11 protein-coding genes and 2 tRNA genes are annotated in these 14,298 nt (G+C 33.1%); 6 read left to right on the plus strand and 7 right to left on the minus strand.

Translation table 11 applies throughout. The features are described from left to right. Positions 1 to 50 precede the first annotated feature (50 nt). The 3 genes from H603_RS0113720 to H603_RS0113735 form a co-directional block, all read right to left on the minus strand. Positions 51 to 1,451, minus strand: coding sequence for a type III PLP-dependent enzyme domain-containing protein (locus tag H603_RS0113720; protein WP_026709151.1), 1,401 nt, complete (start codon positions 1,449 to 1,451; stop codon positions 51 to 53). Positions 1,452 to 1,742: 291 nt separating this feature from the next. Beyond that, positions 1,743 to 2,822: a 3-dehydroquinate synthase gene (gene aroB / locus H603_RS0113730; RefSeq protein ID WP_026709153.1), complete on the minus strand. Its 1,080-nt coding sequence runs from the start codon at positions 2,820 to 2,822 to the stop codon at positions 1,743 to 1,745. 6 nt (positions 2,823 to 2,828) lie between these two features. Beyond that, positions 2,829 to 5,213, minus strand: a complete 2,385-nt coding sequence (locus H603_RS0113735) for an O-antigen ligase family protein (protein ID WP_026709154.1) — start codon at positions 5,211 to 5,213, stop codon at positions 2,829 to 2,831. A gap of 160 nt (positions 5,214 to 5,373) precedes the next feature. Here H603_RS0113735 and H603_RS0113740 point away from each other — a divergent pair, with 160 nt between their 5' ends. After that, entirely contained in the window at positions 5,374 to 6,546 is a 1,173-nt protein-coding gene (locus H603_RS0113740) for a proline dehydrogenase family protein (protein ID WP_026709155.1), read from the plus strand. A gap of 72 nt (positions 6,547 to 6,618) precedes the next feature. On the opposite strand, the gene H603_RS16885 is transcribed toward H603_RS0113740, so the two are convergent. Beyond that, positions 6,619 to 7,905, minus strand: coding sequence for a porin (locus H603_RS16885; protein ID WP_169628301.1), 1,287 nt, complete (start codon positions 7,903 to 7,905; stop codon positions 6,619 to 6,621). 43 nt (positions 7,906 to 7,948) lie between these two features. Then, a complete protein-coding gene (locus H603_RS0113750) occupies positions 7,949 to 9,739 on the minus strand; it encodes an ABC transporter ATP-binding protein (protein WP_026709156.1) in 1,791 nt (596 codons plus the stop codon). A gap of 218 nt (positions 9,740 to 9,957) precedes the next feature. On the opposite strand from H603_RS0113750, the gene H603_RS0113755 reads away from it, so the two are divergent. Together H603_RS0113755 and H603_RS0113760 are read left to right on the plus strand one after the other, a co-directional pair. Continuing rightward, positions 9,958 to 10,032 (plus strand) — tRNA-Val (locus H603_RS0113755). 165 nt (positions 10,033 to 10,197) lie between these two features. Then, positions 10,198 to 10,272, plus strand: a tRNA-Val gene (locus H603_RS0113760). A 217-nt stretch (positions 10,273 to 10,489) separates the two neighbouring features. Here H603_RS0113760 and H603_RS0113765 read toward each other — a convergent pair. Continuing rightward, entirely contained in the window at positions 10,490 to 11,188 is a 699-nt protein-coding gene (locus tag H603_RS0113765; RefSeq protein WP_026709157.1) for a pseudouridine synthase, read from the minus strand. Positions 11,189 to 11,452: 264 nt separating this feature from the next. On the opposite strand from H603_RS0113765, the gene ribB reads away from it, so the two are divergent. The 3 genes from ribB (at position 11,453) to H603_RS0113780 (ending at position 13,695) form a co-directional block, all read left to right on the plus strand. Continuing rightward, positions 11,453 to 12,115, plus strand: a complete 663-nt coding sequence (gene ribB / locus H603_RS0113770) for a 3,4-dihydroxy-2-butanone-4-phosphate synthase (protein ID WP_035676089.1) — start codon at positions 11,453 to 11,455, stop codon at positions 12,113 to 12,115. Further along, on the plus strand, positions 12,116 to 12,691 hold the full coding sequence (locus tag H603_RS0113775) for a Crp/Fnr family transcriptional regulator (protein ID WP_035676091.1): 576 nt from the start codon (positions 12,116 to 12,118) through the stop codon (positions 12,689 to 12,691). Between the two features lie 86 nt (positions 12,692 to 12,777). Beyond that, complete coding sequence (locus H603_RS0113780) at positions 12,778 to 13,695, plus strand: bestrophin family protein (RefSeq protein ID WP_026709160.1); 918 nt, start codon at positions 12,778 to 12,780, stop codon at positions 13,693 to 13,695. Positions 13,696 to 13,729: 34 nt separating this feature from the next. Here H603_RS0113780 and H603_RS0113785 read toward each other — a convergent pair whose 3' ends face one another. After that, complete coding sequence (locus H603_RS0113785) at positions 13,730 to 14,293, minus strand: hypothetical protein (RefSeq protein WP_026709161.1); 564 nt, start codon at positions 14,291 to 14,293, stop codon at positions 13,730 to 13,732. Positions 14,294 to 14,298 lie beyond the last annotated feature (5 nt).

Below are 14,298 nucleotides of genomic sequence, written 5' to 3' on the forward strand. Positions count from 1 at the left end.
GTATGCTTTCAAATATAGCGAAATTTTATTTTGACTAATTATGTAATTTATTATTTTGTGTTGTAACCTAGAATTTTTAGCACATCCTCAGAAGTTTGTTGTTCTGAGAAAACTTCTGTTGCAATAATTCCGTTTTCATCCCTATCAATTAAGATATGTTTAGGTTGCGGAATCAAACAGTGGTGTAATCCACCGTATCCACCAATTGTCTCTTGGTAGGCACCAGTATTAAAGAAACCGATGTATAAAGGTTTCTCCTTATTGTATTTAGGTAAATAAATAGCATTCATGTTTTGTTCAGAATTGTAGTAATCATCACTATCACATGTTAACCCACCTAGTAAAACCCGTTCATAAGTTTCATTCCATCTGTTAATTGCAAGCATAATAAAACGCTTGTTAATTGCCCATGTATCTGGTAGAGTAGTAATGAATGAAGAGTCAATCATGTTCCATTTTTCTCTATCATTTTGTTGCTTTTGATAAAGGATTTGGTAGATTGCTCCACCACTTTCTCCTACAGTAAACGAACCAAATTCTGTAAATATATTGGGAACATCAACTTCAGCTTCATCACAAGCTATTTTAATTTGATTGATGATTTCGTCAATCATGTATTGGTAATCATATTCAAAAGCTAATGAATTTTTGATAGGGAAACCACCACCAATATTCAATCCATCTAATGAAGGACATTCTTTTTTAAGAGCAATATATACTTTAATACATTTTACTAATTCATTCCAGTAATATGCAGTATCGTTGATACCAGTATTAATGAAAAAGTGTAGCATTTTTAACTCTAACTTCTCATTGTCCTGAATTTGCTTTTTGTAAAAATTGACAATATTTTTATATCCTATTCCTAGCCTAGAAGTATAGAATTCAAATTTAGGTTCTTCTTCAGCAGCAATACGAATTCCTATTTTAAATTTCCCTTTAATTTCTGCTTGAAGCAAATCTAGTTCTTCGTAGTTATCGATAATAGGAATGGTGTTTTTATGACCATTGTTGATTAATCTAGCAATATTTTCAATGTATTGGTCTCTTTTAAAACCATTACATATTACATAAGTGCTTTTATTAATCTTTCCGTTAGCCATTAAATTTTCTACAATATTAATGTCAAATGCTGATGATGTTTCAACGTGAATATTGTTTTTAAAAGCCTCATTCATAATAAATTCAAAGTGAGAACTCTTTGTACAGTAGCAGTAAAAATATTTACCATCGTACTTGTTTTTCTCCATTGATTTACGAAACCAACTTTTTGCTTTATTGATATTGTTAGAAATTTGCGGCAAGTAGGTAAACTTTAAAGGAGTACCATATTGCTCTACTAATTTCATTAAATCAATGTTATGAAATTGAAGATTGTCTTTGTTTAATTTAAATTCTTCTTGAGGGAAATAGTATGTTTGATTTATTAAGTCGGAATATTTTGTATTCATTGAATTTGAGTATAAAGATTATTTTAAGTTTGAAAAAAAAGTACCGTTTGGTATTCAAACTCTAATATTCGCATAAATTATTTGCAACTTTTTATTCTCAAGTTTCAAGTATTGAAAAATATCAAAAGTAAAGCTTCCTTTTATAGAATAGAAATGCTTCAACACTCTAGAGAAAGAACTATTGTTTTCAATTCGATTAGACCCGTAATTACCTTTGTTTTTTGTGTTTTTCATTGGGACAAATGTAAAAAATAAAATAGACGCAATGCAATCCTTTTAGCTAAAAAATATTTAAGATTGATAATCTGTAAAAGCTTCAAGAATTAATTCATTTTCAACCAATTGATTTATTTTTATATTTCCTATTCCGTCAATTAACGCAAACTGAATGCTACCATACTCATTTTTCTTATCATGAATGAGTAATTCAAGTATCGGATCAATGTCATTTGTATCGAATGCAATGTCATCAAAAATGGCTTTTATAGCTTCTTTTATCTCTATATATTCGGTATTAGTTAGTAATGATTTTTTGTAAGCGATGTAGCTTTCTAGTATCATTCCTACAGCAATAGCTTCGCCATGAAGTAATGTGGTTTTTTGATCACTCTCTAAAAAGTAACTTTCGATTGCATGACCTAAAGTGTGACCAAAATTTAATGACTTTCGAATGTTTTTCTCTGTGGGATCAATCGTAACGATTTCGTTTTTGATAGCTACAGAACGGTGAATTAAAGTGTCAAAATCGGCGTAATCCAACTCTTTTAAATCAAGAAATTTTTCCCAATAATTTTTATCGAAAATCAAACCATGTTTCAACATCTCCGCTAGACCAGAACGCATTTCGTTTTGTGGCAAGGTTTCTAAAAATTCTGTATTTACTAGAACCATTACCGGAAGATTAAAAACACCAATTTGGTTCTTCAAATTCCCCAAATCAACACCATTTTTACCGCCTACAGAGGCATCAACCATAGCAAGTAGGGTAGTAGGAATGTTGATAAAATCGATACCACGTTTAAATGTAGAAGCGACAAATCCTCCTAAATCTGTTACAACACCACCACCTAGATTAATCACAAGACTTTTTCGATCAGCACCTAGCTCTGTAAGTACATTCCATATTTCGACGCAAGTCTCAATATTTTTATTGATTTCACCATTTTCAAATTCGATAATTTCAATAGTTAAATCTGTTTCTAAAATGGGTAGTAATTTAGGCAAGCAGGATTCATTAGTATTGCTATCAACAATGATAAATAGGTTCGAATACTTATTGTTTCTTAAATGTTCATTCAAAGCTTCGTATCCTTTTTCATTAAAATAAATAGGATGGTTACTTGCTTGTATAGTTGTTAATTGTTCAGACATGATAAGTTAATTACAATATTGTGCTACGATTTTTGCAGCTTCAGGATAGTTTTTATTTTCGGCTAGAATAAGATATTTGCAACCTTTCTCTTTATTATTTGTGTTTAGATAACTTGCCCCAAGAATAAATTCTGTCTTGCCATCTGTTAACTGAGGCGAATTTAAGGCTTTTTCCAAATAAATAATAGCTGATTTAAACTGATTTGTCTTAAAATAACAAATTCCAATATTCTGTGTTATTATGATGTTATTTGGGTCCTCAATTGCAGCTTGTTTGTAAAATTTTAAAGCCGATTTAAAATCTGACTTTGCAGCATACATATTTGCTTTCATTATAGCAGTTGCACTTACAGTGGTAACATTAACTATTTTTTTAGCTAAAATTGCATCTTTTTCGAATGATTTTTTTCTGTTGATTAAAGTACTATCAGTAGGAAATAATGCTAAACCAGTATCTATAAATTTCAAAATATAATTGTTAGGGTATCGCGATTGTGCAAGTGCGCTTGATGTATTTATCCACACGCTAGGATCTTTTACATACTGAGTATAACGATTGTGAATCTTTAATATAGCTGTTGTGTCTTTTGCATTAGCCTCTACTACAAGTGCAGATAGGTAGTAATCTTCATTGCGAGGACGAGTGTCAAATGCTTTGCGAGCATAAAATGCAGCGCTGTCTAGTTTTTGCGTTTCCTTATATAAACGGTATTTATAAAATGATGATCTTCCAGTATAGGGATTAATTTTCTCTGATTGGTTGAAGTAGTTTAAGGCTTGTTCGTACCTCTTTTCGTTCAAAGCATAGATAGCAGCAACTTCAATGTAGGGTTGCGAATTATTTGCTACGTTAGGAAATCTTGGTATTCTATTTACAATATCAGTGTACGTGTATTTACGAGGGCTATCAACTTGTGCAAGATCAATAATTGTATCATTTTCAAACTGAAAACTTTTAAAAGTAGCATACGAGAAATAGCTAGTAAATATCCCTAATGCAACAAGTATACCCGCAGTTAGTTTATGATTTTTATTTGGTGCTAAAATGTCAACATCTACAGTATTTATTACAGACAATACTATTATAAAGATGAAATTAAGCTGCATGGTAGCACGATACAATGGAAAGTTGAAAATCGCATCAATACCATAAGCTAGCAGTAATAGTAAGCTGATAAAAGCAATTGTTTGACTGAGCTCATTGTCATTTTTTCGAAGGCGATTTATATTAATTATTAGTGCAATAATAAAAATGCTTAAATAGACAATAAAGTTTAAATAACCTGTTTCTGCAGCGATTTCTAAAAAGTCATTATGAGGATGGTTAGACACAACTAATCTACTACTAATTTCTTTTTCAAAAGGCAACGATTCTACTTTCCAGTTTCCTAATCCAACTCCGAAAATGGGATTTTCACTGGCTATAGTTAGGGCATTCTCCCAGTATTTTAATCGAATGTTTACTGAACCATCCGTACTATTTATTGGATTTATAGCAGCCACTCTGCTCGTTACAGAGGCAAATCGACCCGTATCTTCACTCTTAGAAAACATATAGCTAGAGGCTGTAAATGCTAATAGTAAAGGCAGTAGTACAGTCGCAAGGATACGCAACTTTTGAGAACGCTCTGATTTCTGTATGAATTGCAGCACTACAAAAGTTACAAAAATTAAAAATATAGCAATATACGAAGCTCTAGAAGCAGTAAGCAGAACTAAAAAAGAAGTCAAAAACAAACTGAATATAACTACCCATTTTCTCCAATCTTTAAAATGTAATATAGCTAGAAGTAAAAACGGTATGCGACCCGTTAAACTGGCTGCAAATATATTGATGTTACCAGTATTACCTCTTAGCTGTGCCAATGCAGCTAGTATGCTCTCGGATTGAACAATAGCAAAAAAACTATTCAATGCAACTAGTCCTTCAATTAAAACAAATGCACTTATAAGCAGTGCGATATTATAGATCAGGTACAGTCTATTGTTTAAAAACACGGCAATATTAAAGGCCAGGCAGCCTACAACAAATAATTGTACCAAACTGACGAGAGCCAAAGAAAAGTTGTTAGCAAAAAATATCGATAGGGTGCAAAGACCAAGAAAAAGTACATACGATTTAGTAAGCAAACTTGTTTTAAACTTCGCCAGCAAAGAGCTTGACAACAGTTCAGGATTTTTATAGATAAATAATCCGCAAGCAATATTAATCAAGGATAAATATAGATATTGTGGGGCAATAATTTCTGAACTTCCAAATTGGGGGAAAAAGTCAATTAGCATAATGCTAAAAATGAGCAGCATTGCTACAACATCAAAATAACTTTTATTATCAGTAGGCGCTTGATTACTATTTAATATATTTCCTGCTGCGCTATTCTTTTTTGCCATTGGTAGTTTAAATTAAAATTTTAACAAATTTATCAATTATTTTTCCCAAGAAACTTTTTTTGTTAAAAATTATTAAATAGTAGAGTTTGAAAGATATTTTTTATCATATTCATAACATTGATATGGAACTATATCTATATTTGCGTAAAAAAACCAGTATATGGAAAAATTGTTTGACAACACCCAAGTTGCATTTTCATTAAAGAGTGATACTGAATTAGATCGCGCTTATTTTCTGTTTAAGATGATTGCAAACCAACCACTTGTTCGAATAGGAACAGCGGTAACTAACTTTGCTCTTAAGGCACATTTGCCAGTGGAGGGATTAATTAGAGCAACGGTCTTTGATCATTTTTGTGGAGGGGTTAATGAAGAAGACTGCCTTTCTGTAGTAGATAAAATGTATACAAAAGGAGTGTCTTCGGTTTTAGATTACTCTGTTGAAGGTAAAGAAGAGGAAGATCAATTTGATGCTGCTCTTAAAATGACTTTAAAAACAATAGAGTTTGCTAAGGAAAGAATGGCCATCCCTTTTGCTGTTTTCAAACCTACTGGTTTAGGGCGTTTTGAATTGTATGAAAAAAAAGGTAATAACGAAATTTTTACAACGCTTGAACAAGCAGAGTGGGATCGCGTTTTAGACCGTTTCGAACAAGTTTGCAAGCGCGGACATGAAAGAGATGTAGCTCTATTAATTGATGGTGAAGAAAGCTGGATGCAAGATGCAGCAGATGAAATTGTCACTAATATGATGCGCAAATACAATAAAGAAAAAGCGATTGTATTTAACACATTGCAATTATATCGTTGGGATCGATTGGATTATTTAAAGAAAATACATCAAATTGCTGAACAAGAAAATTTTTACGTGGGAATGAAAATTGTTCGTGGTGCCTACATGGAAAAAGAAAATGCACGCGCAATTGAAAAAGGATATGCTACACCTATATGTGAATCTAAAGCAGCCACTGATATCAATTATGATACTACTGTAAAATACATGTTGGAGCATCTAGACCGTCTGTCAATATTTGCTGGAACTCACAATGAGGAAAGCACGTATAAGTTGATGGACCTTATGAAAGCTAAAGCGATTGCTCCAGATAACCAGCATATCTGGTTTGGACAATTATACGGAATGAGTGACAACATCAGCTATAATCTAGCTAGAGAGGGTTACAATGTGGCTAAATATTTGCCATTCGGCCCCGTAAAGGATGTGATGCCATACCTAATTAGGCGTGCAGAAGAAAACACCTCAGTTGCAGGACAAACAAGTCGTGAACTAGAAATGTTGAAAAAAGAACGCAAGCGTCGTAAAAAGCAATCATAACAATTACATTACATAGAAAGAGGTCCCGTTTGATTTAACGGGACCTCTTTTCATTTTAGAATAATCTTATTTCTAGAAAGAAACTTGTAGTTGTAGCATTGCCATTCCTTTTCGATCGCTTTGTGTATATTTCTCCCCATTATTTTCGAATAACGCTCTATTCTGATACCCCAAACTTAATTTAGGTCCTAAATTTCCAGTCAAATAATAGTTAGCACCCAGTTCATACATACTCATAGGAGTTTCTAGAATTTCTAGATCAGCTATTTGAGATGCAACATAGGCTTGCAAGCGACCTTTTGCAGTAGTATTTGCACCTTTTGGTAACAAATACCCTAATTGGGCATAATATATACTTCCAGTTCCTACACCTATAAATCCGTTACCTGAACCGTTTATTAATGTACCATCTGCAATGGCTGGATTGGGTGTTGCTATGCTTCGAATGTAATTTGGGCCGTAGTTTAAGTTATTGTAAGCTGCATAAACAGTTAATGCAGCTCCCTTTAAACTCACTGGTTTGTCATAAAAAACATCTATACCTAGAATATTCATATCTGTACTAATAGGTTTTGAGGCATCAGCAGGATTTGTCCTCCACATTGCTTTTGATTGTGTTAAATAACCCACGCCAATATTGAAAATTTTCTTAGTTCCTAAATAAGTTCCTTTATTATATGGTTCGTTGTTTGATTCTATATCAGCCAATGAATAAGTTAGTATTCCTGCATATTGTGCGTGTGGCGTTTGCGTGCTTATCGTAGTATTTGCATTCAAACTTGAAGTAGCATAACGATAGGGATTAGTAATGGCAACACGGTAGCTAAAGCGATCAATAATACCCTTAACATAAATACTTAAATTTCTATTTCCAAATGTTGCTGAAGGATTGATATTTTGTTGATACAACGGCGCATCAAGAGTTAATTGTGAAGCAGAACTATTTGCAGAGTAGCGCGTTGTTCCAGCTCCCCAAGCTGTCAATCCTCCACCTACATGAAGTTTATTGTTAAAGCGGTACTCGCCAATGGCATCCATAATTGATAGGGGTGCATTGCTTGGTCCAGAATTTTGAGTAAAGTTGATATTATTTTGTCCCAATTGTAAATGAAAGAAAATATTCTCTGTCAGCATCCCACTAGCTTGAATACGCAGCCTTCTTATCACAATATCAGTAGTTGTAGCAACGACATTTTCACCTACTTTACTCTGCGGATTCAAATCGGTATATCGTCCCCAAAGCTGTAAGTTGGCACCAAACTTAATATATCTAGACCCATCTTCAGATAAGTTTACTGTAAAAGGATTTTTCTTTTCTTGAGATTCTGCTGTAAAACTCTGTAATACTAGTAGTAACAAACAGCTGCTTATTCTGTTCAGTTTAGTGGTTAGTTTGGCCATCTTAATATTCAGTGAATTGTAAGTTACTTAAGTTTTTATATTTTCCGTTTTCTAAAGCGATAAGCTCTTGGTGCGTTCCTTTCTCAGATACTATTCCATTATCTAAAACAAGAATTTGATCAGCGCTTCTAATCGTTGAAAGACGGTGTGCAATGATGATGCTTGTACGTCCTTTCATCAAAATCTCTAGTGCCTCTTGAACTAACTTTTCACTCTCGCTGTCTAATGACGAAGTTGCTTCGTCTAAAATTAAGATACTAGGATTTTTCAATAACGCTCGGGCGATCGCAATACGTTGGCGTTGTCCACCTGATAATTTGATTCCGCGTTCTCCAACGATAGTTTCAAATGCTTCAGGAAATCCTTGAATAAAGTCTAATGCGTTGGCTTGCTTTGCTGCTGCAAAAATTTCGTCATCAGTAGCTAATGGTTTCCCATAAGCAATGTTTTCTTTAATTGTTCCCCCAAATAATATGACATCCTGAGGAACAATACTCATATTTCCTCTTAAAGTTTCTAAGTCGTAATCGTAAATGTTTTTACCGTCGATGGTGATAGTTCCTTTTTCGATATCATAAAAACGAAGTAACAAGGATGCAATAGTCGATTTACCAGCACCACTCGGTCCAACTAATGCAATTTTCTGACCGAAAGCCACGTCAAAATTAACGTCTTTTAATACAGCAATTTCTTTACGCGTAGGGTAGTTGAAAGCAACGTTTTCAAATCGAACGGTTCCATTTAATTTTTCTATATTTTTAGAACTTGGATTTGTAGAAATAGCTTCAGGAACCTCGTCTAATAATTCAAAAACTCGCTCAGTGGCTCCAACGGCTTTTTGGATTTGTGCATACATTTCGGCAATTCCCCCAAAAGAAGCACCAATAAAAGTGGTATACAATATGAACGAGATTAAATCTCCCACACCTTCAACCTCACCTTTAATAGTCAATGTAATTCCATACCAGACAACGGCAACAACACAACCAAAAAGGCATAATATAATAAATGAAGCAAAGTAGCCACGGTATTGACCTCCTTTGATTGCAATTTTAACTATTTCGTTAATCTTATTTTTATAACGCTGTAGTTCGTACCATTCATTGGCAAAAGCTTTCACATTAGTAATTCCTTGCAAAGTTTCTTCAACGATTACCTGACTTTCTGCTACTTTGTCTTGTGTTTTCTTTCCGTATTTTCGAATAAATCGACCAAATAATACAGCACCAACTGCTACTATTGGAACAATACAAAGCATCATTAAAGTAAGTTTTGGCGAAATACTAGCTAAGATGATAAATCCTCCTACGATTAAAATAAACTGACGTAAAAATTCGGCTATTGTAGTAGTGAAAGTGTCTTGCAGTTGCGAGATATCAGCACTAATTCTACTATTTAATTCTCCCACACGTTTTTGAGAGAAAAAGTTCATAGGCAGCTTTATCAAATTCTCATAAAGTGCAAATCGAATATTCGATAACGCATTCTCTGTGAAATTCACAAAAAGTGAAATACGGAAAAATGAAAAGATAGCTTGAAGCACTAAAATCCCCATTAAACCCAGTGCAACATTGTTTGCTTTATCAAGATCTTTATTAGTGACACAGTCAACGAGCATTCCCATCAATTTGGGAAAGGCTAGGGCAGTAGCACTTGTTAATAGTAAAAAAACTAAACCAACGAAAAATTTCCATTTGTGGTTTTTAGCATATTTAAAAATGCGTAATGCTTTTTGTAGTGAATTCGAATTTAATTTCGCTTTCGGTAAATCATTTTCCTTGTACCTTGCCATTATAATTTGTTTATGATGCAAATGTACCACTATAGCGAATCATTACAAAAAAATAATATTCACTATCTTTTTTATTAAGTATTTGTGTGTGAGGATAGAAGAAAAAAGAGTACAATTTTTATGAAAATATTTTTTAAAAACGCTTGTAAATACCAATTCTAGATGTATCTTTGCACCAGCAATAACGAACAAAACGTTTCGTGAAAAGCTAAAGATTAGGGCGATTAGCTCAGCTGGTTCAGAGCACCTCGTTTACACCGAGGGGGTCGGGGGTTCGAACCCCTCATCGCCCACAAAACTTCAACAGAAATGTTGGAGTTTTTTTTTGTCCAAATTTTTTGTAAAAATGTATTAGATCCTTTAATAAGATTTTTAAAAAACCCTTGTATATCTCAAATCTAGGTGTATCTTTGCACCAGCAATAAGGAACGACACGGTTCATGAAATGTTAAAGACTAGGGCGATTAGCTCAGCTGGTTCAGAGCACCTCGTTTACACCGAGGGGGTCGGGGGTTCGAACCCCTCATCGCCCACAAAACTTCAACAGAAATGTTGGAGTTTTTTTTTGTTCAAAATTCTAGTAAAATTGTAAGAGATTCTAAAAGTATATGCTTTTAGAATGCTACTATAGTGTTGAAATTAGTAGGATTAGCTAATTTTTTTTATTCGATTAAATAAAGACAATTGGGAAATAGATCGCTACAACAACTATCTTAAAAGACACAGCGAATATTTATATAACTAACAATGCTATTGATACTTCCTTAAATCTAGATTCAAAATAGATCCCACTTTGTTGAACTCTTCGTTAATCTTTGCATTCAAAGTTAATCGTTCGTTTGTCACAGGATGATTAAAAATTAATTGGTGCGCATGAAGCATCATTCCCTTTACGTCATAATTCTCCAGCCATAATTTATTTTGTTTGTTACAACCATGTGGACGACTTCCTAAAATAGGATGGAAAATATGTTTGAAATGTTTTCTAAGTTGGTGCATGCGTCCCGTTTCTGGAATAGCTTCAACCAAACAATATCTGGAAGTTGGTTTATTATTGAATTCTAAATCAATTTCGACACTTTGCAAACGATGAAAATAAGTAATAGCATTTTGCTTAATTTCATCGTCATTTATTAGATCGTAATCAATAGTTAATTCATCAACTGTCCAACCGCGCAAAATAGCCAGATACTTTTTTTCGACTTCGCGTGCAGCAAAGCGGTCATTCATAATCTTTAAAGCTTCCTTATTCAAAGCAAATAATAAAACTCCAGATGTTTTTCGGTCTAAACGATGCACTGGATAGACATGTTGACCACCAATTTGATTTCGTAATTCTTGAATAGCGTACACGGTGGCATCTCGTGCGTAAAAAGATTTATGAACCAGCAAACCACTAGGTTTATTGATCGCTACAATATAATCGTCTTGGTAAAGAATTTCTAACATTTGACAAAAGTAACAGAGATTTCGATTAAAATCACTTTTAAACTTTAATTAATTAGATCGAACGTATTAACATAATTACCGCGATTAAAATGAAACCCACTATTTCACAACGATTCTCAAGGAACATATTTCAATTTGTTCTAAGCTACTAGTTACCCTTTTTTATCTAATAAATACACAGCCGTCATTATTTGACCTAAGTCAAACAAATTGATTGCTAACAATTCTAAATTTGTATTTGATAATTAAACAATAAAAAATACAATGATAGCTACAGAAACACATCCGTTAATAAAATTTGGATATACAAGTGAAGAACGCGTTAACAAAGCGTTGAGCCAACTTCAACAAGGAAAAGGAGTCCTTTTAATCGATGATAAAAATAGAGAAAATGAGGGAGATTTAATTTACTCGGCTCACAATATGTCAGTTGAAAGCATGGCATTGATGATTAGAGAATGCAGTGGCATTGTTTGTCTTTGCTTGAATAACGATAAAGCTGATCAGCTAGAATTACCGTATATGGTTAAAGAGAATACTAGTAGTTTTCAAACACCATTCACAATTACTATCGAAGCAAAAACTGGAGTAACAACAGGTGTTTCTGCAGCTGATCGTTTGCGCACCATTCAAGCAGCTAGTCATGCAAGTGCAAGTAGCGCTGATTTATCTAAACCTGGACATATATTTCCATTGCGAGCTAGAGACAATGGTGTTCTAGAAAGAAAAGGGCATACTGAGGGAAGTGTAGATTTAATGAAATTGGCTAATTTACAACCTGAAGCAGTTTTATGCGAATTGATGAATCCAGATGGTACGATGGCAACCACAACACAGATTATTGCCTTTGCTGATCAACACAATTTTACGGTTTTATCAATTGAAGATATCATTGAATATCGTAAATTTGTGAGAGATTATAACTAAATGAACATACACCAAGAGCTTGCTCTTTATTTACATAAGAATATTAAAATTAATGAGGAGGACTTAGACCAAATTCTTTCTTGCTTTCAAAATATTAAAGTGCGCAAGAACGAAATTTTACTCGAAGAGGGGAAAGTGAGTCAGTGTAATTACTTTGTGAAAAAGGGATGTCTCAGAATTTTCTACATTAACCCAGAAGGAAAAGAACGGACGAGATACATTGCCTTTGAAAATCAATTTGCCACAGCGCTAGTGAGTTTTATAACTAAGGAGCCAGCACAAGAAACAATTCAAGCTGTTGAAGACTCTGAACTACTAAAGATATCGCATCAAGATTTTAGAAAATTGATGGAGGTGGTACCCGCATGGAAAGATTTTTACAATTTATACTTGGAAAAAGCTTACGTAAACAATTCAAAGCGATTACTATCATTTAGCACTTTGGATGCTGGTGAAAGGTACCAACAATTATTTCAAATTAATCCTGATATAGTTAAGCGATTACCTAATAAAATAGTCGCTTCTTATATAAATATTTCTCAAGAAACTTTAAGCAGAATAAAGTCCAAAATTTAGACTTTATTCTGCTTATTGCAGTTTTTCGAGTTTGGTAATTAATTTAGTTAAGCGATAATACAAATAATTAGAACTACACTATCGATATGATTATAAAAAAGAAAACTCATTGGTTTGGAATGTTATTTGAATGGAACGGTTCTGTTTTACCTAAACTGCTTCCAAGATTACTCATAATTTTTATTTACTCCTGCATTGTTGTATATTTTAGAGAAGAATTATTAACCTATCAGTTGGCAATTAACCCAGCTATTTTCACACTATTTGGAATAGCTTTAGCTATTTTTTTTGGATTTAGAAATACGGTAAGTTACGACCGTTTTTGGGAAGGTAGAAAATTATGGGGTGCGTTGCTTAATGATACCCGTTCTCTAGCAAGACAAGTTCATACGCTTGTAGAGGGATCAAATTATACTGCGGAACGATCAAGATTTATTAAATTGTTGACAGCTGTAGTATTTGCATTGAAACATCAATTGAGAAATACAGATACAGAAGAAGATTTTAAACGCTTACTTTCTCCTGATGATCTTAATAAATATAGAAATAAGATTTACAAACCTATAATGTTGCTTAATGAGTTAGGGTTATGGATCAATAATGCAAAAATGGAAGGCCGCTTAGACTCTATAACACAAGCCAATGTTGATACTAACCTTAATAAACTTTCAGATATTATAGGTGGATGTGAGCGTATAGCAAGCACACCAATACCATATACCTACAGCATTTTACTACATCGCACCGTTTACATTTATTGCTTTTTACTTCCCTTTGGATTTGTTGGTTCAATGGAATGGCTTAGTCCTCTAGTAATTGTTTTTATAGCGTATACCTTTGTTGCATTAGAGGCAATAGCTGATGAATTAGAAGATCCTTTTGGAATAGAAGATAACGATCTAGCGCTTGATGCTATGGCAAATAATATCGAAAATACCTTAGCTGAAATTGATAATAAAAAAATTGAAGCCATTGTACCTTCTAAGGATTACTACATTATTTAGTTTTTAGTATTAAAATTGACCGTTTTAAATTTATCTAGTCAATTGAAAAATTAAAATTACCATTTTCATCAACATCCTTTATAGTAGTTTCTATATTCACTGCTATAAATGAATTGTTTGCATATGAGGGAGAAATAGTATTAGATATGTTTAATCGATAAGTTCCTTTTTCAAGTAATGGAATACCTACCCTGAATTCATACAAATTAGTTACTTGATCAAGTATACACAAAGCTGAATTACCATAATAATTGTTCAATTTTCCTTTTTCTAGAATTAAATTCTCTCCTAAATCAATAGTACTCCATGTACCGTAAGCCGATTTCTTTTCTAAATAAAAATTAAAATAATATTCGTCTGAACTTGTAGATTTATAAATATCTAAAAGAGTATCAAAGCCTTTTTCTTGTAAATATCTAGAAAATGTAGCGTTTACATACAATACATCGTTTAATTGATAACTACTTTTAGCCTCAATTTGAATTGCATTATCAATTGTAATAGTTTTTGATCCCATTAAAATTTCATCTGGCTCTCCACAGCTAGATAAAACTATTAAGGATAAAAAAGCGGTAACGTAGTTTAAAATTTTTTTCATTATAA

The organism is Flavobacterium frigidarium DSM 17623, from assembly GCF_000425505.1.
Classification (GTDB): Bacteria; Bacteroidota; Bacteroidia; order Flavobacteriales; family Flavobacteriaceae; genus Flavobacterium; species Flavobacterium frigidarium.

What these genes read in the sequence shown, in the direction of transcription:
- H603_RS0113775 (WP_035676091.1), top strand. Translation starts at nt 12,116, where the DNA reads ATGAACATACACCAAGAGCTTGCTCTTTATTTACATAAGAATATTAAA.
- H603_RS0113765 (WP_026709157.1), bottom strand. Translation starts at nt 11,188, where the DNA reads ATGTTAGAAATTCTTTACCAAGACGATTATATTGTAGCGATCAATAAA.
- H603_RS0113735 (WP_026709154.1), bottom strand. Translation starts at nt 5,213, where the DNA reads ATGGCAAAAAAGAATAGCGCAGCAGGAAATATATTAAATAGTAATCAA.
- H603_RS0113740 (WP_026709155.1), top strand. Translation starts at nt 5,374, where the DNA reads ATGGAAAAATTGTTTGACAACACCCAAGTTGCATTTTCATTAAAGAGT.
- aroB (WP_026709153.1), bottom strand. Translation starts at nt 2,822, where the DNA reads ATGTCTGAACAATTAACAACTATACAAGCAAGTAACCATCCTATTTAT.
- H603_RS0113750 (WP_026709156.1), bottom strand. Translation starts at nt 9,739, where the DNA reads ATGGCAAGGTACAAGGAAAATGATTTACCGAAAGCGAAATTAAATTCG.
- H603_RS0113720 (WP_026709151.1), bottom strand. Translation starts at nt 1,451, where the DNA reads ATGAATACAAAATATTCCGACTTAATAAATCAAACATACTATTTCCCT.
- H603_RS0113780 (WP_026709160.1), top strand. Translation starts at nt 12,778, where the DNA reads ATGATTATAAAAAAGAAAACTCATTGGTTTGGAATGTTATTTGAATGG.
- ribB (WP_035676089.1), top strand. Translation starts at nt 11,453, where the DNA reads ATGATAGCTACAGAAACACATCCGTTAATAAAATTTGGATATACAAGT.
- H603_RS0113785 (WP_026709161.1), bottom strand. Translation starts at nt 14,293, where the DNA reads ATGAAAAAAATTTTAAACTACGTTACCGCTTTTTTATCCTTAATAGTT.